Consider the following 21,340-nt stretch of genomic DNA (forward strand, 5'->3'; position numbering starts at 1 on the left):
CCGCGCTGCGCCGCGCAGTGCAACCGCCGCGCGTTACACGCCGATCAGGACGCGATCCGCTCGAGCGCCTGCGCCTCGATCTTCTCGAGCTCCTCCAGCGTCTGCGCGATCGCCGCCTGCTGCTGCTGGAGGTCGTCGATCCGCTGGCGACAGCGTTCGGCAAGCGCACGCATCTGTTCGACATGCTGCGGATCCGCATCGTACAGGACGAGAAACTCCTCGATGTCGCGCAGCGAGAATCCCAGCCGCTTGCCGCGCAGGATCAGCTGCATCCGCGCGACGTCACGCCGCGTATAGACGCGCGTCGTCCCGATCCGGCACGGCTCGATCAGCCCCTTGTCCTCATAGAAACGCAGCGTCCGCGCGCTGACCCCCAGCGCCTGCGACACGTCCTGAATCCCGGTAAGATCGTCCTGCCGCTCGTTCACGGTGTCGCTCCCCTCTCCCCCGACGCCGCCCCGGCCGGCATCGCGCGTGCCAGCCTGGCTTCTTCCTCCGCGACAAGTTCCTTTTTGGATAGCTTGCCGATCAACGTCTTGGGCAGAGTGTCGCGGATTTCGACCTCGCGGGGAAGCTCGATCTTGCTGATCTTGTCGCGCAGAAAATCACGCAATTCCACAGGGGTTGCGACCGCACCTTCGACCAGCGTGACGAACGCCTTGGGCGCCTGTCCGCGATAGGCGTCGGCGACCCCGATCACCACCACCTCGGCGACCGCGGGATGCTCGTACAGCGCCTCCTCGATCACGCGCGGATAGACATTGTAGCCGCCGCACAGGATCAGGTCCTTGATCCGGTCGACGATGAACAGATAGCCGTCCGCGTCGAGATGCCCGACATCCCCGGTGCGCAGCGCCCCGTCCGCGAACAGCGCAGCGCTCGCTTCCGGCTTGTGCCAATATCCTTGCGTAACCTGCGGGCCACGCGCGCAGATCTCGCCATTCTCACCGACGGGCAGCAGCCGGGTCGGGTCCTCGCGGTCGCGGATCTCGATGATCGTGCCGGGAAAGGGCAGCCCCGCCGATCCCGGCTTGTTCAGCCCCTCGATCGGATTGCAGGTGATGATCGGCGACGCCTCCGACAGGCCGTACCCCTCGACCAGCTTCGACCCCGTCGCCGCCTCGAACGCGGTGCGCACCTCGGCGGGCAGCGGCGCGCCGCCCGAGATGCACGCATGGATCGACGACAGGTCGATCGGCTGCGTCTCCGCCGCCTTGGTGATCGCCGCATAGATGGTCGGCACCGCGGGGAAATAGGTCGGCTTGGTCCGCACGATCGTCTTGAGCAGCTGCTGCAGCTCGAACCGCGGCAACAGGATCATCTGCGCGCCCGCGCGGATCGAATAGGTCAGCACCGTCGTCAGCGCGAAGACATGGAACAGCGGCAGCGCCCCCATCACCCGGTCCTGCTCGGGCGTCTCGCCGCCGACGAACGTCATCATCGCATCCGCGTTCGACACCAGATTGGCGTGGCTCAGCATCGCCGCCTTGGGCTCGCCGGTCGTCCCCCCGGTATATTGCAGCACCGCGACCTCGTCCGGCGTCACCGCGACCGGCGCGGGCGCGCCCTTTGCGCGCACCAGCGAGTCGAAGCTGCGATGCCGCGCGTCGTTCGGCGCGCGGGCGATCTCGGCGCGCTTGAAGATCCGGTAGGCGATCGACTTCAGCGTCGGCAGCGCGCCCGCAATCGGGCAGGTGATGACATGCCGCAGCCCCGCCTCGCCCGCGACCTTCAGCACGCGCGCATGGATCTCGGTAATGTCGCAGGTCGCGATGATCTCCGCGCCCGAATCCTTCAGCAGGTGGCACAGCTCGCGCTCGACATAGAGCGGGTTGACGTTGACGACGATCCCGCCCGCCTTCAGCACCGCGAAGAACAGCACCGGATAATAAGGCGTGTTCGGCAGGCACAGCGCGACCCGCGTCCCCTTCACCACGCCCAGATCCTGCAGGCCCCGCGCCGCATGCGTGACCGCGTCGCCAAGCTCGGCATAGGTCATCGTCGACCCGAGGAAATCCAGCACCGTCCGCGACCCGAATCGGCGAACCGCCGTGTCGAGCATGTCGCCCAGCAAACGCGCTTCGCCTTCTAGCGGTACGCCGATCGCACGGCCGTCGGTGTCCAGCATCTCTCTCTCCTTTTCGGCGTGCGCTCTCGACTGATATTGTAGGCCGCATCACCTTGACGTATAGGAGAGGTATCGCACCTTAAGGGTAGCCCGCAAGTCTTAAGCGGACCGATTGCAATTGGAGAGGATCATCGTGACCAACGTCGTCATCGCCGGGTACGCCCGCTCGCCGTTCCATCTTGCCGGCAAGGGCGACCTCGCCCGCGTCCGCCCTGACGATCTCGCCGCGCAGACGATCCGCGGTCTGCTCGACAAGACCGGCGTCGATCCCGCCGCGATCGAGGACATCATCCTCGGCTGCGCCTTCCCCGAGGGCGAGCAGGGTCTCAACGTCGCGCGGATGATCGGCCTGCTCGCCGACCTGCCGCTGTCGGTCGGCGGCATGACGGTCAACCGCTTCTGCGGCTCGTCGATGAGCGCGATCCACATCGCGGTCGGCCAGATCAACATCGGCGCTGGCGACGCGTTCATCTGCGCCGGTCTCGAATCGATGAGCCGCGTGCCGATGGGCGGCTACAACCCGCTCCCCAACCCCGATCTCTTCAAGAAGAACGCCGGCGCGTACATGGGCATGGGCGAGACCGCCGAGAACGTCGCGCGCGATTACCAGATCACCCGTGCCGAACAGGATGCGTTCGCGGTGAAGAGCCAGGACAAGGCCGCCGCCGCGCGCGCCGATGGCCGCCTGTCGGACGAGATCGTGACGATCCAGACCAAGGCCGGCCCGGTCAGCCAGGACGGCACGATCCGCGCCGGCACGACGACCGAAGCGCTCGCGGGCCTCAAGCCTGCGTTCAGCGCGGACGGCTCGGTTACCGCCGGCACCTCCTCGCCGCTGACCGACGGCGCCTCCGCCGTCCTCGTCACCTCGGAAGAGTTCGCGACGAAGCACGGCCTGACCATCCTCGCGCGGATCAAGTCGGTCGCGGTCTCGGGCAACGAGCCGTCGACGATGGGCCTCGGCCCGATCTACGCCTCGCAAAAGGCGATGGAGCGCGCCGGCATCACCGTCGCCGACCTCGACGTGGTCGAAATCAACGAGGCGTTCGCCAGCCAGGCGATCGCCTGCATCCGCGACCTCGGGCTCAAGGACGAGACGATCAACCTCGATGGCGGCGCGATCGCGATCGGCCATCCGCTCGGCGCGACCGGCGCGCGCATCGTCGGCAAGGCCGCGGCCCTGCTCGCCCGCGAAGGTGGCCGCTATGCACTCGCCACCCAGTGCATCGGCGGCGGTCAGGGCATCGCAACGGTGCTGGAGCGCGCATGATGGACAACGCCGTAAAGAAAGTCTGTGTCATCGGCGCAGGCGTGATGGGCGCGGGTATCGCCGCGCAGGTCGCCAATGCCGGCATCCCGGTGCTGCTGCTCGATATCGTGCCCCGCGAGGGTGACGATCGCGACGCGGTCGCCAAGGGCGCGGTCGCGAAGATGCTCAAGACCGACCCCGCCCCCTTCATGTCCAAGCGTGCGGCCAAGCTGGTCGAGACGGGCAACATCGACGATCATCTCGACCGCGTCGCGGAATGCGACTGGATCGTCGAGGCGATCGTCGAACGGCTCGACATCAAGCAGGCGCTTTATGCCAAGCTCGAGGCACTGAAGCGTCCCGGCACCGCGGTCTCGTCGAACACCTCGACGATCCCGCTCGGCCATCTCGTCGACGGCCGCTCGGACCAGTTCAAGGCCGACTTCCTCATCACCCATTTCTTCAACCCGCCGCGCTACATGCGGCTGGTCGAGATCGTCCGCGGCGAGCATACCGACGTCGCGGTCGCCGGGAAGGTCGAGGATTTCGTCGATCGCTTCATGGGCAAGCGCATCGTCCGCGCGAAGGACACGCCGGGCTTCATCGCCAACCGCATCGGCACCTACTGGCTGGCGATCGCGATCAACGCGGCGATGGATCAGGGGCTGACCGTCGAGGAGGCCGACCAGATCGGCGGCCGGCCGATGGGCGTGCCCAAGACCGGGATCTTCGGGCTCGTCGATCTCGTCGGCGTCGACCTGATGCCGCTGCTGTCGAAGAGCCTTTCCTCGACGCTCCCCGCGGGCGACCCCTATTTCGACACCGTCCGCGACATGCCGCTCGTCGACAAGATGATCGCGGAGGGGTTCACCGGCCGCAAGGGCAAGGGCGGCTTCTACCGCTTCGACAAGGCGACGCGCACCAAGCTGTCGCTCGACCTCGCGACCGGCGACTATCGCCCCGAGGCGAAGCCCGCCGAGCTGCCCGGCAAGACCGGCAAGGATCTCGCCGCGCTGATCGCCGAGCCCGGCAAGATCGGCACCTATGCCTGGACGATCCTCGGCAACACGCTGGCCTACGCCGCCATGCTCGTCGGCGAGGCGGCGAACGATATCGTCGCGATCGATGACGCGATGAAGCTCGGGTACAACTGGAAATACGGGCCGTTCGAACTGATCGACCGGATGGGGCCGGGCCTGCTCGCCCAGCGTCTCGCCGCCGAGGGCCGCGACGTGCCCGCGATCCTGACAACCGCGGGCGACCGCCCCTTCTACCGCGTCGAGAACGGCAACCGACAGTATCTGACCACGGCCGGCGACTATGTCGACGTGCCGCGCGCGGACGGTGTCGAACTGCTCGAGGACATCAAGCTGCGGTCGCAGCCGGTCCTGACCAACGCCTCGGCGTCGCTCTGGGACGTCGGCGACGGTGTCGCCGCGCTCGAATTCCACACCAAGATGAACGCGCTCGACGATCAGGTCATCGCGCTCATCGAGGAAGCGGTCCCCGTCGTGCGCGAGCGCTTCAAGGCGCTGGTCGTCTATAACGAGGGCAGCAACTTCTCGGCCGGCGCCAATCTCGGCGCGGCGATGTTCGCGGTCGGTGCGGGCCTCTGGGACATGGTCGAGGCGAGCGTTGCGCGGGGCCAGCAGGCGTACAAGGCGCTCAAATACGCGCCCTTCCCCGTCGTCAGCGCGCCCGCGGGCCTCGCGCTCGGCGGCGGCTGCGAGATGCTGCTCCATTCGGACGCGGTCCAGGCGCATGCCGAGACCTATGCCGGCCTCGTCGAATGCGGCGTCGGGCTGGTGCCGGGCTGGGGCGGCAATGGCGAGATGCTCGATCGCTGGACCAAGTCGCGCACGCTTCCCAACGGGCCGATGCCCGCGCTGACCAAGGTGTTCCAGGCGGTCTCCACCGCGCAGGTCGCCAAGTCGGCGGCGGAGGCGAAGGAGATGATGATCCTGCGCAAGGACGACGGCATCACGATGAACCGCGACCGCCTGCTCGCCGACGCCAAGGCGAAGGCCTTGTCGCTGGTCGAGGGCTATGTCACCCCCGAGCCGCCGACCTTCCGTCTGGCGGGCGCTAGCGGTCGTACCGGTCTGTCGATGGCTGTGTCCGACTTCCACAAGAAGGGCATGGCGACCGACTATGACGTGGTGGTCGCCGACCGTCTCGCCGAGGTGCTGACCGGCGGCGAGGCCGACCTCGTCGACACCGTCACCGAAGCGCAGCTCCTCGACCTCGAACGCGCCGCCTTCATGACGAGCGTCAAGGACCAGCGCACCCAAGCGCGCGTCGTCCACATGCTCCAGACCGGTAAGCCACTGCGCAACTGAACACCCGTCATCCCCGCGAAGGCGGGGACCCATAAGGGCTGACCTGCGTGCGTGATCGCGCCGTCAGCCCCTATGGGTTCCCGCCTCCGCGGGAATGACGGCCGTGACCCCGATGACCATGTTTTTAACCGCCCCGGATCCGTAAGAAGACTTGACTTGTCTTTGTACAAAACTAAGGGCGGAACGATTACTGCCGTATACGGCAACAAGGTCGCGCTTACGTCGCTGATCTTGCGAGATATTCACGATCGTACACATACGACGACCCCGGAACCTTAGGAGAGGATAGACGATGTCCCTGATGATGATCGCCGCGCTGCTCGCCGGCGCGCCCGCGACCGCCGACACCGTGGTCGGCCGCTGGCGGACCGAGACGCACAACGCCATCGTCGAGATCGCGCGTTGCGGCCCCTCGATCTGCGGCAAGATCCTGACCTCCGACGCGCTGCGCGCCAACCCGTCGATGAAGGACGCCAACAACAGCAACACCGCGCTGCGCAGCCGCCCGATCCAGGGCATGCAGATGCTCAGCGGCTTCAAGTCCGACAAGGACGGCGTCTGGAGCAGCGGCCAGGTCTACAATGCCGAGGACGGCAAGACCTATAGCGGCAAGATCACCCCGGTCGGCGCGAACCAGCTGAAGCTGCGCGGCTGCGTCTTCTTCCCGCTCTGCAAGACCCAGACCTGGACGCGCGTCCGCTGATCCCAGGTCCCTTTCATCTCCCCAAAAGTTAGCGTTCAGGAATTTTGTAAATGTCGTTTCGTACCAAGGCCCCGTTGCTGGCCGTGACCGCGCTCGTCTCCGCTTTCGGATGCGCCAGCACCGCCTATGCCGACGCCTTCTATCTCCAGGCGCAGTCGGCGCGCGGCGCGGGCCGTGCGTTTTCGGGTGAGGCCGCCGATACCGGCGCCGCGTCGCTCTGGTGGAACCCCGCCGCGATCGCCGGCATCCGCGACGGCAGCGCGACGCTCAGCGCCAGCGCGATCATCCCGCGCGGCGACGTGATCGACACCGGCTCGCAGATCTGCCGTCCGGGCGGCCAGCCCTGCACCGCGATCAGCGGCCAGTCGAACTCGAGCGACCCGGTCAACAAGGGCGTCGTCCCCTCGGGTGCGGTCGCCTATCCGCTGACCGACCGGATCGCGGTCGGCCTCGTCGTCACCTCGCCGTTCAGCTTCACGACCAACTATGACGCCGACAGCTGGGCGCGCTACAGCGCGGACAAGACCCGCCTGCGCACGATCGACATCCAGCCCTCGATCGGCGTCGAGCTGACCGACTGGCTCCGCGTCGGCGGTGCGCTCAACGTCGAATATACCGACGCGATCCTCAGCAACGCGCTGCCCAACGTCTCCGCGGCGCAGCCCGACGGCCGCCAGGAACTCAGCGGCGACGGCTGGGATCTCGGCTGGACCGCAGGCGTCCAGCTCCACAACGACTTCGCCACCGTCGGCGTCACCTACAAGTCGAGCATCCGCCACAAGCTGAAGGGCGACCTCGTCGTCACCGGCCTGCTCGGCCCGCTCGCCGGCGGCAACACCGAGGTCTCGGGCGCAACCGCCGAGTTCAACACCCCCGGTCAGGTCATCGTCGCGGGCCGCGTCCGCGCCACCGACCAGCTGACGCTCAACGCCCAGGTCATCGCGTTCAACTGGAGCAAGTTCGACACGATCGATCTCGGCGCGCCGCTCAACACCGCGATCCCTGAGAACTACCGCGACAGCTGGAGCCTCGCGGGCGGTCTCGACTATGACGTCACGCCCAAGCTGACCGTGCGTGGCGGTGTCCAGCGCACCAAGACGCCGACCCAGGACGGCCAGCGCGACGCGCGCGTCCCCGATGCGGATCGCTGGACCTATGCCGCCGGTGCCTCCTACCAGCTGACGCCGCGCATCGCGGTCGACGCCGCCGCGCAATATGTCGACTTCGAGAACACGACGATCGACCGCGCTACGTTGGTCGCGGGCAGCATCATCCGCACCAACGGCGCGCTCCGCGACGCCAGCGCGATCGTCACCTCGCTCGGCGCCCGCGTCTCGTTCTGACGCCGCCAGCCCCTCCCCATATCGGGGAGGGGCACCCTATCCCTTCATCCGGATCGTCAGCCCCGACACCGCGAGATCGACCGTCTCGACCGCAGCCGCGACCCGCTGGTTGAGCATCCCGGCCAGATCGCGGAACCGCCGCGCCATCGCATTGTCGGGCACGATCCCCATCCCGACCTCGTTGGTGACCAGCACCAGCCGCCCCTCGACGCGACCGATCGCATCCAGCAATGCGGCGATCGCCGTCTCCGCATCCGCCTCCGCCAGCATCAGGTTCGACGCCCACAAGGTCAGGCAGTCGACCAGTATCACCCCGTCCGGCGCATCCGCCTCGACGATCGCCGCCGCCAGCGCGAGCGGCGCCTCGACCGTCCGCCACCGTTCGTCCCGCTCGGCGCGATGCCGCGCGATCCGCTCGGTCATCTCGCCGTCGAACGCCTGCGCGGTCGCGATATAGACCAGCGCGTGGCCACCTGCCGCCTCTGCCCCCGCCTCTGCCAAAGCCTGCGCATGGCGGCTCTTGCCCGAGCGCGCACCGCCGGTCACCAGCACCGTCTTTCCAAACCCCTGCACGATCGTCTCCTCCATCGCCTCTTGCGCTATCCCCGGCGAATGGCGAAGGCCAGCAGCAACGCCGCGGCATCGCCGGCGCAGGGGACGCATGTGCACGCGCTGATGGAACATGGCGGCCGGATCGACAGCGCGCAGGCGCTGTACCCGCACGCGCCGCGTCCCTGGCTGGACCTGTCGAACGGGATAAACCCGTGCGCGTGGGAGCCGCCCGCCGATCTCGCGGTCGACCTGCGCAGCCTTCCCTCGCCCGCCGCGCTCGCCAATCTCGAGGCCGTCGCCGCGCGCCATTTCGGCACCGATCCCGCGCGCGTCATCGCGCTGCCCGGTACCGAGATCGGCCTCCGCCTGCTCGGCGATCTCGGCCTGCCTGCCCCCGCCCGCCATGTCGGTCCCAGCTACGCGACGCACGAAGCGGTCTTCCCCGCGCGTATCTCGATCGACAGCCTGACCGACGAAGCGGCACACGGCGGCACCATCCTGCTCGCCAACCCGAACAACCCAGACGGCCGGCTGGTCAGTCCGGACGCGCTCAGGCCAGTGATCAACGCGCTGGGCGAGAATGCAGGCTGGCTCGTCGTCGACGAGGCGTTCGCCGACACGCTGCCCGACGCCGGCCTGTCTTCGCATCTGTCCGCAGCAGATCCCGTCATCCTCTTCCGATCATTCGGCAAGTTCTTCGGTCTAGCGGGCGTGAGGCTCGGCTTCATGATCGCACCGCCTAGCATCGTCGCGCGGGTCCGCGACCGTCTGGGCAGCTGGCCGATCTCCGCCACCGCGCTCGCGATCGGCACCGCCGCCTATGCCGACCGCGACTGGATCGACACGACGCGAACGCAGCTCGTCACTCGCGCGGCCGCGCTCGACGCGGTGCTTCTCCGCCATGGGCTGACCACGACGGGCGCCTGCCCGCTCTTCCGCCTCATCGCAACAGACGACGCCAAGTCCCTGTTCGAACGCCTGAATATGGCGGGCATCCTGACCCGACCCTTCACCTATGACCCCCGCTGGCTCCGTCTCGGCGTCCCGGCCGACGCGGCCGCGCTGGCGCGTCTCGACGCGGCACTTGCGCATGGCTGATCCCGTCGCGCTCATCGCCCTCGCGCTCGACGCCGCCTTCGGCTGGCCGGAACGGCTCTACCACCGGATCGGTCACCCCGTCGGCGCGATCGCCGCGATCATCGGCAGCCTCGAAAAGGCTCTCAACCGTCCGTCATGGCCAGACGCGACGCGCCGCATCGCCGGGGTCGCGACGCTCGCGATCACGCTCGCGGTGACGGGCGGGATCGCCTGGGGCGCGACCTGGCTGCTCGCGACCTATCTCGGCGCCTATGCCTGGATCGGCATCGGCCTCCTCGCCGCCCCCGGTCTCGCGCAGCGCAGCCTCAACGATCACGTCGCCCCGATCGCCGCCGCGCTCGGCAAGGGCGACGTGCAGGGTGCGCGGATCGCGGTCGGCAAGATCGTCGGTCGCGACACCGACCGGCTCGACGCCGCCGGCATCGCCCGCGCCGGAATCGAAAGCCTTGCCGAAAGCTTCTGCGACGGCATCGTCGCGCCGCTCTTCTGGCTGCTCGTCGGCGGGCTCCCCGGCCTGTGGATCTACAAGGCGATCAACACCGCCGACAGCCTGATCGGCCACCGCGAGCCACGCTGGCGCGCGTTCGGCTGGGCCTCGGCACGGATCGACGATCTCGCCAACTGGATCCCCGCACGGATCAGCGGCGCCTTGCTGTGCCTCGCCGGCCCCGGCGGCTGGCACGTAATGCGGCGCGACGCGCGCAAGCACGCCTCGCCCAATGCCGGCTGGCCCGAAGCGGCGATGGCGGGCGTGCTCGACCTCCGCCTCGCCGGCCCGGTCAGCTATGACGGCGTCACCCAGCTGAAGCCCTGGATCGGCAACGGCCGCCCCGCCGCCACCGCCGCCGACATCGCCCGCGCGCTTCAGGTCTATCGCCGCGCCTGCCTGTTGCTCTGGATCGTCACGGGGGCGCTGCTGTGGGTGCGGTGATGCTCCAGGGCACCGGCTCCGACGTCGGCAAGTCGGTGCTCGTCGCCGGCCTCTGTCGCGCGCTCGCCAATCGCGGCCTCTCCGTCCGCCCCTTCAAGCCGCAGAACATGTCGAACAACGCCGCCGTCACCGCCGACGGCGGCGAGATCGGCCGCGCGCAGGCGACTCAGGCGATCGCCGCGCGCACCGCTGCGACCACCGACATGAACCCCGTCCTGCTCAAACCGCAGGGCGACCGCAGTTCGCAACTCGTCGTCCACGGCAAGGTCCGCGGTATCCTGCGCGCGAGCCGCTGGCGCGAGGGGCGCGAGGGGCTGATGGACGACGTGCTCGCCAGCTATCACCGGCTCCGGGCGCAGGCGGACATCGTCGTCGTCGAAGGCGCGGGCAGCCCCGCCGAGATTAACCTGCGCGCCGCCGACATCGCAAACATGGGCTTTGCGCGCGCCGCCGGCGTCCCCGTCATCCTGATCGGCGATATCGACCGGGGCGGCGTCATCGCCTCGCTCGTCGGCACGCGTGCGGTGATCGATCCCGCCGATGCCGCGATGATCCACGGCTTCCTCGTCAACAAGTTTCGCGGCGACCCCGCATTGTTCGACGACGGCTATCGCGCGATCGAGGCGCGGTCGGGCTGGCGCGGCTATGGCGTCATCCCCTGGCTCCCCGAGGCCGCCCGCCTGCCGAGCGAGGACGCGGTCATCCTCGAACGCCAGACCGGTCACGGCCGGCAGGGCGGCCAGGTCGTCATCGCCTGTCCGATCACCCCGCGCATCGCCAATTTCGACGATCTTGATCCGCTGCGGCTCGACCCCGACGTCACTTTGGTCATGGTCCCGCCCGGCGAACCGATCCCCGACGCCGACATGATCATCCTTGCCGGCTCCAAGGCGACGATCCCCGACCTCGCCTTTCTGCGCACACAGGGCTGGGACATCGACATCCATGCGCATCGCCGCCGCGGCCGCCCGGTGCTCGGGCTGTGCGGCGGCTATCAGATGCTCGGCCGCAGCATCGACGATCCGGACGGGCTGGAGGGTCCCGCCGGAATCGCCCCCGGGCTCGGCCTGCTCGACGTCGCGACGATCCTGTCCCCCGCCAAGACGCTCGAGCGCGTCGCCGGCACCGCGATCGGCGCACGGTTCGACGGCTATGAGATCCATATCGGCGAAACCACCGGCCCCGACACCGCGCGCGCCCTGACGACCCGCGACGATGGTCGCCGCGACGGCGCGGTCAGTCCCGACGGGCTCGTCTCCGGCAGCTATGTCCACGGCCTGCTCGGCCTCGCGGATCAGCGCCGCGCCTGGCTCAGCCGGCTCGGGGTCGATGCGGTCGGGCCCGACCATGCGGCGTCGATCGACGCCGCGCTCGATGCGATTGCGGAAACGCTCGAACGCCATCTCGATATCGACGCGCTGATCGCGCTGTCGGAGTTGGCGGGCTCAGACGCGGCCGGCAATGGCGATCGCGACTAGCATCCCGGTCTCGACGAATTCGATCCCCGCGCCGTGGCAATCCCCCGATACGCCCCCGACCCGCCGGACCAGCCACCAGCCGAATAGCGCGATCAGTGCAGGGGCCCCTGCAACGGCATGCACAGGCACCCCTAAACACCCTGTTACGCACCCCCAAAAGACCAGATCGTGCACCCTGATCTTCAAATAGCCGACAAAAATACCGACACTCGCATAACCTCCCTCGCGGAAGGCTTGGAGCATCTGGTTGTTTGCGACCTCAGCAACCAGACCGTGTGGCCGTTCGCTGCGGTGACACCCCTCTAGGGCCCATCCCCAATCCCGTCAAACGCAAATTTCACTTTTATGGCAATTTTTGCGAACTGGCGCGTTCTGCGCCCCCGTGATGCTTGTAGCCGGCTTTCCGAGCGGTGCAGACAACACCGGAGTTCGGATGCCAGCTCGATCCTTCCCTTACCTTGTAACGTAAATGATTTGCCCGACGCCCCGCTGCGGCGATAGCAGGGTGGTAATGCCCGGGGGCGTCGGCATCAGTCGGAGAGCTTCGAACCGGGATCAGGGAGATAAGGATGTCGACGGGTTTCTCATCGGTGACGATCGCACTGCTGCTACAGACCGCGGCCGCGCCGATCGCGTCGCGACCGCCGGCCTCGCCGCCCCCTGCCCCTACCCCGACATCTGCTCCAATATCTGCCGTGCCAGCCGCGAGCCCGGCGTCCACACCGCTTTCGGCGGTCGCGAATCCAGATCTCTGGCCGACCGCCAAGGCCATGCCTTTGCGCGATGCGAAGATCGAGGCGCGGCTCGACGCGATCGTCGCGCGCATGTCGATCGAGGACAAGGTCGGCCAGCTGATCCAGGTCGACATCGCCAGCATCACCCCCGCCGACCTGCGCACCTACAAGCTCGGCTCGATCCTCAACGGGGGCAATTCGGGGCCGAACGGCGACGATCTTGCGCCGCCGATCGAGTGGCTGAAGCTCGCGGATGCCTTTTATGATGCGTCGATGGCGCGCAGCGACGGTCGGCCCGCCATTCCGGTGATCTGGGGCACCGACGCGGTGCACGGCAACAACAACATCCCCGGTGCGACGCTCTTCCCGCACAATATCGGCCTTGGTGCGACGCGCGACCGCGACCTGATGCGCGAGATCGGCCATGTGACCGCGATCGAGACCGCCGCCGCCGGGATCGACTGGACCTTCGCGCCGACGCTCGCGGTGGTTCGCGACGATCGCTGGGGCCGCACCTATGAAAGCTATTCGGAAGAACCCGCGGTCCAGACCGATTTTGCCGGCGCGGTGATCGAGGGCGTGCAGGGCAAGGTCGGCACCAGGGATTTTCTTGCCCCCGACCGCGTGATCGCGACGACCAAGCATTTCCTCGGCGACGGCGGCACCGGCGGGCGCGACCAGGGCGATGCGCTGATCCCCGAAACGGCGCTGCGCGACATTCATCTCGGTGGCTACCCCGCCGCGATCGAGGCAGGCACGCAATCGGTGATGGCGAGCTTCTCGAGCTGGAACGGCGCCAAGATGCACGGCAACAAGAGCCTGCTGACCGGCGTGCTCAAGGACCGGCTCCATTTCGACGGCTTCGTCGTCGGCGACTGGAACGGCCACGGCCAGGTCGAGGGCTGTTCGAACGAGAGCTGCGCCGCCGCGATCAATGCCGGGCTCGACATGTTCATGTATTCGGGCAACGGCTGGAAGACGCTCTACGCCAACACGCTGAAACAGGCGCAGTCGGGCGAGATTTCCGCCGCGCGGCTCGATGACGCGGTCCGCCGCATCCTCCGCGTCAAGCTGCGCGCGGGCACGTTCGACCGCGGGCGGCCGTCGTCGCGCGCGCTCGCGGGCAAGTTGGAGCGGATCGGCGCGGCCGACCATCGTGCGATCGCGCGGCGGGCGGTGCGCGAATCGCTGGTGCTGCTCAAGAACCAAGGCGGGCTGTTGCCGCTCAAGCCCTCGGCCAATATCCTGGTCGCGGGCGGCGGTGCCGATGATATCGCGCAACAGGCGGGCGGCTGGTCGCTGACCTGGCAGGGTAGCGGCCTCACCAATGCGAACTTCCCCAATGCCCAGTCGATCTGGTCGGGCATCGACGCGGCGGTCAAGGCGGCGGGCGGCACCGCGACGCTGTCGGCGAACGGCAGCTTCGCGAAGAAACCCGATGCAGCGATCGTCGTGTTCGGCGAACAGCCCTATGCCGAGTTCAAGGGCGACCGCCCGACGCTCGACTATAGCCCCGACGACAAGGCCGATCTCGCACTGCTCCGCAAGCTCAAGGCGGCGGGCGTGCCGGTGGTGGCGGTATTCCTTTCCGGCCGGCCGCTCTGGGTGAACGCCGAGCTCAATGCCGCCGATGCGTTCGTCGCGGCGTTCCTGCCGGGCAGCGAGGGCGGCGGCGTCGCCGACGTGCTGTTCCGCAACAAGGACGGGCGCATCGCTAACGACTTCCGCGGCAAGCTCAGCTTCTCCTGGCCCAAACGCCCCGATCAATATGTGCTCAACCGCGCAGACCCCGGCTATGACCCGCTGTTCGCCTATGGCTATGGGTTGAGCTACGCGAAGCCGGGCACCGTCCCGAAGCTCGACGAGACGCGCCCCGCCGGACTCGCCGTGGCATCGAGCGGCATCGTGTTCGGCAAGGGTCGCGTCCCCGAAGGCTGGTCGCTCGTCCTCGCCGAACAGGGACAGTCGAAGGTCCGCCTTCTCGGCGTCAATGCGACGACGACGAACCGGCGGCTCACGGCCTCGGCGGTCGACCGCCGCCGCCAGGAGGATGCACGCAGCCTCGTCTGGTCAGGCGGTGCGGCCGAGGCACGCATCGAGGCGGATCGTCCGCTCGATCTCACGCGGGAGAGCAATGGCGAGTTGAGCCTCGTCGTCGACCTGCGCGTCGATCGCGCCGCCAGCGCACCCGTCACGCTCGGCATGGTCAGCCATGACGGCGCTGCGGTGACCGTCCCGATCACCAAGATGCTCGCCACCGGTACGCCGGGCGAATGGCGCCAGGTCGTCGTGCCGCTACAATGCTTTGCCAAGCGCGGTGTCGACATGGCGGATGTCACCGCGCCCTTCGTGCTGGCGACCGGCGGCGCGCTTGGCGTGTCGGTATCCGACGTGAGGATCGATTCGGCGCCGGTGCCGATGACCCAGTGCGGCGACTGAGGTCGATCGGCGTCGCGGCCGCCTAGACCGCGTTCGCGTCCAGCGGCGTCGTCCGCGGTTGGAGGCGGAACGGATCGAACCCCTGCGGCAGCCCGGCGCTGACGGGATTCGGCAGGATCCGCCCTACCCGCGTCGCCGCGGCGACGACGTCGGGCGCGGTCCGGACCGCGTCGTCGACCGGGTCCGTCAACCGGTCGAGCGGCGTCGTCGTCGCGGAGCCGGTCGGCTGGACATAGCGCAGCGCCCAGTCGCGGGTCGTCTCGTCAGCGAGCCGGCGGATGACGAGCGCACGCGCTGCGGCCGGGTCGCCCCGACAGACATGCATCTGCATCGCGGCGCCCGGCACCAGTGCTTCGTCCAACAACACCTCTGCGGTGACGGGTTCGGCGGCAGCGTTCTGGCTGGTGCGGGCGAGCGCACAGGCCTGCCAGGCTTTGACGAGCAGGACGGACGCGCGGTTGACGTTGCTCCCGTATCGTTTCGCCCGATCGAGAAAGACGTCGGCGCGCGTGAGGACCTGCGGCCAGTCGGTCTCCATCGCCGCCAGCTGCAGATAGGCGCCGTCGAGATTGAGGCCATTGCCCTGGTCCTCGGCCGGCACGGTCGTCGCGACCCTGGCCAGCAATGCCCGAGCCTCGTCATAGCGCCCTTGATGCGCCAGCGCCCTGGCGACGATCGGGGCTAGGAACACGCCCTCGCCCCGCGGCGCGCCTGCGGCCCGCGCCTCCACGGGCACCGCCGCCCCGGCCTCGATCCCGTCGAACATCGGCAGGAACAGGCTGACCACCGCGGGATACGCCTCGAGGCGGGAGAGGCGACGCGCATAGGGTGTCGCGGTGTCGAAATCGGCAGCCGCCGCCCAGTCGCCGCGCAGCTCGTCGAGGTAGCGCCGCGACTGGGCGGCAAGATCGGCCCCGGCCCATTCGGCGATCCGCAGCCAGAGCGGCGCATAGCGTCGATCGATATAGAGTGTGAGCAGATCGTCCGGATCGCCGATCGTCGTGACGAGGTTTACCGCCTCGTCAGTCGCTGCGCCTGGCGACATCCGCATCGCCTCGCGCGTGCGGGACAAGGCTGCGGTCGAGCGTTCCGGCGCGAGCCCCGAACTGAATCCGATCTCGCCGAGCCGGGCGTTGAGCCGGTCTGCCCGGCTCCGATCGCCGATCTCGGTCAAACGCCCCGTCAACGCCATGACGACGTAGCGGTCGAAATGCCGCGTCATCTCAGGCGCAAGCCGGCTGGCCTGAATGAGGAGATCCGCGGCGCGCTGCGGCGAACCGGAAAACGTATAGATTCCCGTCGCGACGAGTTTCGGCCGCGGATCATCCGGCAGAAGCCGCAGCGCCTCCTCGATCGCCGCGACCGCGGGGCCGGTCGCCTGCGCGCTTGCGAGAACACCGGCCCGCACCGTCTGCACCATGCCGCGCAGCGGCGTCGGCCGCGGCAGTTTGGCAAGGACCGCATCGAGCCGGGCGATGTCGGGCGATCGTCCGGCGATCGCCGACGCTGCCTCCGCCATCACCGCGCGATCTGCGGGATCGGTCGTCATCGCTAGGGGATCTGCGACCTGGGCGCGGGCCACCCCTGGGGTCATGCCATAAGCCATCGTCGCGGCGACCGCGGTCAGCGCCATTCCAGATCTGAAAACCGGTCTCATGCTGTTCCCCTCTGCACAGATCCGAGCACAGGGGGCGCAGACTGTCCATCGCTCCATCTCCGACTTTTTTTGACGTCGAGTCGCGGCACCGATGAAAGCGCGAGGATGCGGACTGCGCGCGCGCTGCAGCAACCGGCAGCGCGCACAGTCAGGGCAAGAGACGCTGGTCACGGATCGCCGCCGTTATCGGCTGCCTTAACTGGCATCGGCCGCGCGCGAGCGGATCAAACGCAGAGACGGATCATGCCCAGACGGTCCAGCTGACGATCCTCAAGAACGAGACCTTTCCCCGGCGCCACGACTGACGTGGTTTCGACTCGCCGAGCGCCAGACCCTCAGGCGGGGTCCGCGCTGCCCTGTTCAGTGATCGGATGGAGCGCGGCGCGCACGTTGACCGACGTCAGCTCCTGTTCGATCCAGTCGACACAATCGCTGATCTTCGCCCCGACCAGCGCGTTGCCGCCCTCGTCCGCGATGCGCAACGCCTCCTCGAGGAGGAAAGCCATCGACCTCAGTCGAGCAACCGTCTGCGCGTAACTCTGCATCGCTCAATCCCTTGATCGTGATCATGACGATATCAGAATTGCGTGCGATTTGAAGGGTCAATGACGGTGTCGGATTGGGACTTTTGGCTTAGACCGTCGATTATCTCGGTCCCGCCCTATGGCGCGGCAGCCGCCTGATACCTATTTTTTCCGAGTTAGGGCGGATTCCGGCGTGGCGACGCAACCGGTTCCGTGGCGATCCGTTCGTTAGCGGATCAGGGAGCTTTAGATCTTTATGAACAGCAATGACGGATTTCCCGTATCGCGCCGTGGCGTGATCGCGGGTGGCGTAGCGACCGCGACCCTGACCGGGACCCCGGTGGGTGCGCAGGTTGCGGCACCGCAACAGACCCCACCGACGACGATGCCGGTGACGCTCAAGGTCAATGGCCGCAATACCCTGATCGAGGTCGATACGCGGACGACGTTGCTCGACGCGCTGCGCGAGACGATGAAGCTGACGGGCACGAAGAAGGGCTGTGATCACGGCCAGTGCGGGGCCTGCACGGTCATCGTCGAGGGCCGGCGGATCAACAGCTGCCTGACGCTCGCGGTGATGCACGAAGGCGACTCGATCACCACGATCGAGGGGCTCGGCACGCCGGAGAAGCTGCACGCGATGCAGGCCGCTTTCGTGAAGCATGACGGCTATCAGTGCGGCTATTGCACGCCGGGCCAGATCTGCTCCGCGGTGGCAACGCTCAACGAGATCAAGGAAGGCATCCCCAGCCATGCCACCGGCGACATCGCCGCCAAGCCGAAGGTGACGACCGCCGAACTTCAGGAGCGGATGAGCGGCAATATCTGTCGCTGCGGCGCCTATTCAAACATCATCGACGCGATCCACGACGTCGCCGGCACGGAGCGCATGGCATGAAGGCCTTTACCTTCGAACGCGCCAAGACCGCGAGTGCCGCCGCGGCAGCGGCGGTCCGTACGCCTGGCGCCAAGTTCATCGCGGGCGGGACCAACTTGCTCGACCTGATGAAGCTGCAGATCGAGACGCCGCAGCATCTGATCGACGTCAATGGCCTCGATCTCGATACGATCGCACCAACCAGCGACGGCGGCCTGCGGATCGGTGCGCTGGTTCGCAACACCGACCTCGCCGCCGACGCCCGCGTCCGCAAGGACTACGGCGTGCTCAGCCGGGCACTCGTGTCGGGCGCGTCCGGCCAGTTGCGCAACAAGGCGACCACCGCGGGCAATCTGTTGCAGCGGACCCGCTGCCCCTATTTCTACGATACCACCAAGCCCTGCAACAAGCGCCAGCCCGGCAGCGGCTGCGCGGCGATCGGTGGCTTCAACCGCAATCTCGCGGTCATGGGCACGAGCGATGCGTGCATCGCGACTCATCCGAGCGACATGGCGGTCGCGATGCGGGTGCTTGATGCGACCGTCGAGACGGTCAATTCGGCGGGCCAGACGCGCGCCATCCCGATAGCCGACTTCCACCGGCTGCCGGGCACGACGCCGCATATCGAGACCGCGCTCGCCCCGGGTGAGCTGATCACCGCGGTCACGTTGCCAAAGCCGATTGGCGGCACCCACATCTACCAGAAGGTGCGTGACCGTGCCTCCTACGCGTTTGCGTTGGTCTCGGTCGCGGCGGTCGTCCAGCCCGATGGTCGCGGGCGCCTTGCCTTTGGCGGCCTCGCGCACAAGCCGTGGCGGGTCGAAGCTGCCGAGGCGCAAATGCCCAAGGGTGCCAAGGCCACGGCCGCCGCCGTCTTGGCTGGTGCCCGCACGACGTCGCAAAATGCATTCAAGCTGCCGCTGATCGAACGCACGATCCACGCAGTGCTCGAAGAAGCGAAGGCCTGATCGCCATGAAGTTCGACACCCCCGCAACGACCAACCCGATCGACCGCATGAAGGTCGTCGGTCAACCGGTCGACCGCATCGACGGCAAGCGCAAGACCACCGGAACGGCGCGCTATGCCTATGAACGCAACGACGCCGCCCCCAGCGCGGTCTATGGCTATATTGTCGGCGCGGCGATCGCCAAGGGCCGGATCGAGCGGATCGATTTCGCCGAAGCCAAGGCTGCACCGGGCGTGCTCGCCGTCGTCACGCATGAAAATGCCGGGACGGTGGCCAAGGCGCAGGCGCATACCGCGCGCATGCTCGCGGGACCTGACGTCCAGCATTTCGACCAGGCGGTCGCGATCGTGGTCGCATCGACGTTCGAACAGGCACGCGCCGCTGCCAAGCTGGTCCGCGTCACCTATGCCCGCAGCGCCGGGAAATTCGATCTTGCCGCGGAGAAGTCCGCCGCGGTGAAGCCGAAGGACGGCAATCCCGATACGGCGATCGGCGACTTCGCCGGCGCCTTTGCCAAGGCCCCGGTCAAGCTCGACCAGACCTATACCACGCCCGATCAGAGCCATGCGATGATGGAACCGCATGCGACGACCGCTGCATGGACCGGGTCGAAGCTGACGCTGTGGACCTCGAACCAGATGCTCAACTGGGCGGTGCGCGACATGAGCGAGACGCTCGGCATCCCCAAGGAGGACATTCACGTGCTGTCGCCCTTCGTCGGCGGCGGCTTCGGGTCGAAGCTCTGGATCCGCAGCGATGCGGTGATGGCCGCGCTCGCCTCGCGCGCGATCGGTGGCAAGCCGGTTAAGGTCGCGCTGACCCGTCCGCAGATCATGAACAACACCACGCACCGGCCGGCGACGATCCAGCGTCTGCGGATCGGCGCGCGCAAGGACGGCACGATCACCGCGATCGCGCATGAAAGCTGGTCGGGCGATCTTCCCGGTGGCGGACCCGAGACCGCGCCGAACGTCACCCGGCTGCTCTATGCGGGCGCGAACCGGATGACCGCGACGCGGCTCGCGACGCTCGACCTTCCCGAGGGCAACGCGATGCGCGCCCCCGGCGAGGCGGTCGGGCTGCTCGCGCTCGAGGCGGCGATGGACGAGCTTGCCGAGACGCTGAAGATGGATCCGGTCCAGCTGCGCATCGTCAACGATACGCAGGTCGATCCCGAATCGCCCAAGCGCGCCTTCTCGCACCGCGATCTCGTCGGCTGTCTCAGGACGGGCGCGGAGCGGTTCGGCTGGAACAAGCGCAATCCCGTGCCGGGCCAGGTCCGCGAAGGCCGCTGGCTGATCGGCATGGGCATGGCATCCGCCTTCCGCGACAATGTCACGATGAAGTCGGGCGCGCGCGTCGGGATCGACAAGAAGGGCGTCGTCACCGTTGCCACCGACATGACCGACATCGGCACTGGCAGCTACACGATCATCGCGCAGACCGCGGCCGAGATGATGGGCGTGCCGCTCGACAAGGTGATCGTCCTGCTCGGTGACAGCAGCTTCCCCGTCTCGTCCGGTTCGGGCGGCCAATGGGGCGGCAACAGCTCGACCGCCGGCGTCTATGCGGCCTGTTCGGCACTGCGCGACAGCGTCGCACGCAAGCTCGGCTTCGACCCGACCGACATCGTCTTCGAAGACGGCAAGGTGAAGTCGGGCAACCGCAGCGTCTCGCTCGCCGAGGCGGCGGGCGATGCGGGCCTGTCGGCGGAGGACTCGATCGAGTTCGGCGATCTGACCAAGACCTATGCGCAGTCGACCTTCGGCGCGCATTTCGTCGAGGTCGCGGTCGATTCGGCGACCGGCGAGGTTCGGGTACGCCGCATGAGCGGTGCGTTTGCCGCCGGGCGAATCCTCAACCCCAAATCGGCGCGCAGCCAGGTCATCGGCGCGATGACCATGGGCGTTGGTGCGGCGCTGATGGAAGACGCGGTCGTCGACAAGAGGTTCGGCTATTTCGTTAATCACGACATGGCCGAATATCATGTCCCGGTGCATGCCGACGTCCCCTATCAGGACGTGTTCTTCATGAACGAGACCGATGCCAAGTCGTCACCGATGAAGGCCAAGGGTGTCGGCGAGCTCGGCATCTGCGGCGTCGGCGCTGCGGTCGCGAATGCGGTTTACAATGCCTGCGGCGTCCGGATCCGAGAATATCCGCTGACGCTCGACAAGGTGATCAAGGGCATGCCGCCCGTCGCCTGACAACCTGTCCTGCCGGCCTTGCAGACGATCCCGCCGTACCGCAGACATCGAACCGATGATCTGCGGTGCGGCGGTGTCGTTTCGGGCTTCGTCGCAGCCCGCGGGTTCGACGG

18 protein-coding genes are annotated in these 21,340 nt (G+C 67.8%); 11 read left to right on the forward strand and 7 right to left on the reverse strand.

Features of this window, described 5'->3' with window-relative positions:
• Nucleotides 1-44 precede the first annotated feature (44 nt).
• Together GV027_RS03135 and GV027_RS03140 are read right to left on the reverse strand one after the other, a co-directional pair.
• Nucleotides 45-428, reverse strand: a complete 384-nt coding sequence (locus GV027_RS03135) for a MerR family transcriptional regulator (protein ID WP_031440676.1) — start codon at nucleotides 426-428, stop codon at nucleotides 45-47.
• Nucleotides 425-2,128, reverse strand: a complete 1,704-nt coding sequence (locus GV027_RS03140) for a long-chain-fatty-acid--CoA ligase (RefSeq protein ID WP_236559027.1) — start codon at nucleotides 2,126-2,128, stop codon at nucleotides 425-427. The genes GV027_RS03135 and GV027_RS03140 overlap by 4 nt, the downstream gene beginning before the upstream one ends.
• Nucleotides 2,129-2,261: 133 nt before the next feature.
• Here GV027_RS03140 and GV027_RS03145 point away from each other — a divergent pair, with 133 nt between their 5' ends.
• The 4 genes from GV027_RS03145 (at nucleotide 2,262) to GV027_RS03160 (ending at nucleotide 7,762) form a co-directional block, all read left to right on the forward strand.
• Nucleotides 2,262-3,398 carry a thiolase family protein gene (locus GV027_RS03145; protein ID WP_031395136.1) on the forward strand — a complete coding sequence of 379 codons (1,137 nt, stop codon included), beginning with the start codon at nucleotides 2,262-2,264 and terminating at the stop codon, nucleotides 3,396-3,398.
• On the forward strand, nucleotides 3,398-5,716 hold the full coding sequence (locus tag GV027_RS03150) for a 3-hydroxyacyl-CoA dehydrogenase/enoyl-CoA hydratase family protein (protein WP_159512700.1): 2,319 nt from the start codon (nucleotides 3,398-3,400) through the stop codon (nucleotides 5,714-5,716). The genes GV027_RS03145 and GV027_RS03150 overlap by 1 nt, the downstream gene beginning before the upstream one ends.
• A 292-nt stretch (nucleotides 5,717-6,008) precedes the next feature.
• Nucleotides 6,009-6,419 (forward strand): DUF2147 domain-containing protein, encoded by a 411-nt coding sequence (locus GV027_RS03155; protein WP_031395134.1) that lies wholly within the window; start codon nucleotides 6,009-6,011, stop codon nucleotides 6,417-6,419.
• A gap of 50 nt (nucleotides 6,420-6,469) precedes the next feature.
• On the forward strand, nucleotides 6,470-7,762 hold the full coding sequence (locus GV027_RS03160; protein WP_159510969.1) for an OmpP1/FadL family transporter: 1,293 nt from the start codon (nucleotides 6,470-6,472) through the stop codon (nucleotides 7,760-7,762).
• Between the two features lie 36 nt (nucleotides 7,763-7,798).
• On the opposite strand, the gene cobU is transcribed toward GV027_RS03160, so the two are convergent.
• Entirely contained in the window at nucleotides 7,799-8,335 is a 537-nt protein-coding gene (gene cobU, locus GV027_RS03165; protein ID WP_443029519.1) for a bifunctional adenosylcobinamide kinase/adenosylcobinamide-phosphate guanylyltransferase, read from the reverse strand.
• Nucleotides 8,336-8,437: 102 nt separating this feature from the next.
• Here cobU and GV027_RS03170 point away from each other — a divergent pair, with 102 nt between their 5' ends.
• The 3 genes from GV027_RS03170 to GV027_RS03180 are packed head-to-tail and all read left to right on the forward strand — an operon-like array spanning nucleotide 8,438 to nucleotide 11,821.
• The gene (locus GV027_RS03170) at nucleotides 8,438-9,412 is read left to right on the forward strand and encodes a threonine-phosphate decarboxylase (protein WP_159512701.1); all 975 of its coding nucleotides are present in this window, start codon (nucleotides 8,438-8,440) and stop codon (nucleotides 9,410-9,412) included.
• Nucleotides 9,405-10,343, forward strand: coding sequence for an adenosylcobinamide-phosphate synthase CbiB (gene cbiB / locus GV027_RS03175; protein ID WP_159510971.1), 939 nt, complete (start codon nucleotides 9,405-9,407; stop codon nucleotides 10,341-10,343). The genes GV027_RS03170 and cbiB overlap by 8 nt, the downstream gene beginning before the upstream one ends.
• Nucleotides 10,331-11,821, forward strand: coding sequence for a cobyric acid synthase (locus GV027_RS03180; RefSeq protein WP_159510972.1), 1,491 nt, complete (start codon nucleotides 10,331-10,333; stop codon nucleotides 11,819-11,821). The genes cbiB and GV027_RS03180 overlap by 13 nt, the downstream gene beginning before the upstream one ends.
• On the opposite strand, the gene GV027_RS03185 is transcribed toward GV027_RS03180, so the two are convergent.
• Both GV027_RS03185 and GV027_RS21360 read right to left on the reverse strand, forming a co-directional pair.
• A complete protein-coding gene (locus GV027_RS03185; RefSeq protein ID WP_159510973.1) occupies nucleotides 11,789-12,064 on the reverse strand; it encodes an adenosylcobinamide-GDP ribazoletransferase in 276 nt (91 codons plus the stop codon). The genes GV027_RS03180 and GV027_RS03185 overlap by 33 nt on opposite strands.
• A gap of 100 nt (nucleotides 12,065-12,164) precedes the next feature.
• Nucleotides 12,165-12,647, reverse strand: a complete 483-nt coding sequence (locus GV027_RS21360) for a hypothetical protein (protein ID WP_236559028.1) — start codon at nucleotides 12,645-12,647, stop codon at nucleotides 12,165-12,167.
• Between GV027_RS21360 and GV027_RS03190 the strand changes: the two genes are divergently transcribed.
• The gene (locus tag GV027_RS03190; RefSeq protein ID WP_236559029.1) at nucleotides 12,592-14,994 is read left to right on the forward strand and encodes a glycoside hydrolase family 3 protein; all 2,403 of its coding nucleotides are present in this window, start codon (nucleotides 12,592-12,594) and stop codon (nucleotides 14,992-14,994) included. The genes GV027_RS21360 and GV027_RS03190 overlap by 56 nt on opposite strands.
• A gap of 22 nt (nucleotides 14,995-15,016) precedes the next feature.
• On the opposite strand, the gene GV027_RS03195 is transcribed toward GV027_RS03190, so the two are convergent.
• Nucleotides 15,017-16,651, reverse strand: a complete 1,635-nt coding sequence (locus GV027_RS03195; protein ID WP_236559030.1) for a hypothetical protein — start codon at nucleotides 16,649-16,651, stop codon at nucleotides 15,017-15,019.
• Nucleotides 16,652-16,986: 335 nt separating this feature from the next.
• Entirely contained in the window at nucleotides 16,987-17,157 is a 171-nt protein-coding gene (locus GV027_RS03200; RefSeq protein ID WP_156363498.1) for a hypothetical protein, read from the reverse strand.
• A gap of 274 nt (nucleotides 17,158-17,431) precedes the next feature.
• Between GV027_RS03200 and paoA the strand changes: the two genes are divergently transcribed.
• From paoA to paoC, 3 genes are read left to right on the forward strand one after another with little or no spacing between them, the layout of a single operon-like run.
• On the forward strand, nucleotides 17,432-18,073 hold the full coding sequence (gene paoA / locus GV027_RS03205; RefSeq protein WP_037529025.1) for an aldehyde dehydrogenase iron-sulfur subunit PaoA: 642 nt from the start codon (nucleotides 17,432-17,434) through the stop codon (nucleotides 18,071-18,073).
• Nucleotides 18,070-19,020 (forward strand): FAD binding domain-containing protein, encoded by a 951-nt coding sequence (locus tag GV027_RS03210; RefSeq protein ID WP_159510976.1) that lies wholly within the window; start codon nucleotides 18,070-18,072, stop codon nucleotides 19,018-19,020. The genes paoA and GV027_RS03210 overlap by 4 nt, the downstream gene beginning before the upstream one ends.
• A 5-nt stretch (nucleotides 19,021-19,025) precedes the next feature.
• Nucleotides 19,026-21,227 carry an aldehyde oxidoreductase molybdenum-binding subunit PaoC gene (gene paoC / locus GV027_RS03215; RefSeq protein ID WP_159510977.1) on the forward strand — a complete coding sequence of 734 codons (2,202 nt, stop codon included), beginning with the start codon at nucleotides 19,026-19,028 and terminating at the stop codon, nucleotides 21,225-21,227.
• Nucleotides 21,228-21,340 lie beyond the last annotated feature (113 nt).

It is taken from the genome of Sphingomonas sp. T1 (assembly GCF_902506585.1).
Classification (GTDB): Bacteria; Pseudomonadota; Alphaproteobacteria; order Sphingomonadales; family Sphingomonadaceae; genus Sphingomonas; species Sphingomonas aerolata.

Excerpts from the sequence above, each read along its gene's own strand:
- GV027_RS03140 (WP_236559027.1), bottom strand. The coding sequence starts at position 2,128 with ATGCTGGACACCGACGGCCGTGCGATCGGCGTACCGCTAGAAGGCGAA.
- GV027_RS03150 (WP_159512700.1), top strand. The coding sequence starts at position 3,398 with ATGGACAACGCCGTAAAGAAAGTCTGTGTCATCGGCGCAGGCGTGATG.
- GV027_RS03155 (WP_031395134.1), top strand. The coding sequence starts at position 6,009 with ATGTCCCTGATGATGATCGCCGCGCTGCTCGCCGGCGCGCCCGCGACC.
- GV027_RS03160 (WP_159510969.1), top strand. The coding sequence starts at position 6,470 with ATGTCGTTTCGTACCAAGGCCCCGTTGCTGGCCGTGACCGCGCTCGTC.
- GV027_RS03170 (WP_159512701.1), top strand. The coding sequence starts at position 8,438 with ATGGAACATGGCGGCCGGATCGACAGCGCGCAGGCGCTGTACCCGCAC.
- cbiB (WP_159510971.1), top strand. The coding sequence starts at position 9,405 with ATGGCTGATCCCGTCGCGCTCATCGCCCTCGCGCTCGACGCCGCCTTC.
- GV027_RS03185 (WP_159510973.1), bottom strand. The coding sequence starts at position 12,064 with ATGCTCCAAGCCTTCCGCGAGGGAGGTTATGCGAGTGTCGGTATTTTT.
- GV027_RS03190 (WP_236559029.1), top strand. The coding sequence starts at position 12,592 with ATGCCTTTGCGCGATGCGAAGATCGAGGCGCGGCTCGACGCGATCGTC.
- GV027_RS21360 (WP_236559028.1), bottom strand. The coding sequence starts at position 12,647 with ATGCGCGCGACGATCGCGTCGAGCCGCGCCTCGATCTTCGCATCGCGC.
- GV027_RS03195 (WP_236559030.1), bottom strand. The coding sequence starts at position 16,651 with ATGAGACCGGTTTTCAGATCTGGAATGGCGCTGACCGCGGTCGCCGCG.
- GV027_RS03200 (WP_156363498.1), bottom strand. The coding sequence starts at position 17,157 with ATGGCTTTCCTCCTCGAGGAGGCGTTGCGCATCGCGGACGAGGGCGGC.
- paoA (WP_037529025.1), top strand. The coding sequence starts at position 17,432 with ATGAACAGCAATGACGGATTTCCCGTATCGCGCCGTGGCGTGATCGCG.
- GV027_RS03210 (WP_159510976.1), top strand. The coding sequence starts at position 18,070 with ATGAAGGCCTTTACCTTCGAACGCGCCAAGACCGCGAGTGCCGCCGCG.
- paoC (WP_159510977.1), top strand. The coding sequence starts at position 19,026 with ATGAAGTTCGACACCCCCGCAACGACCAACCCGATCGACCGCATGAAG.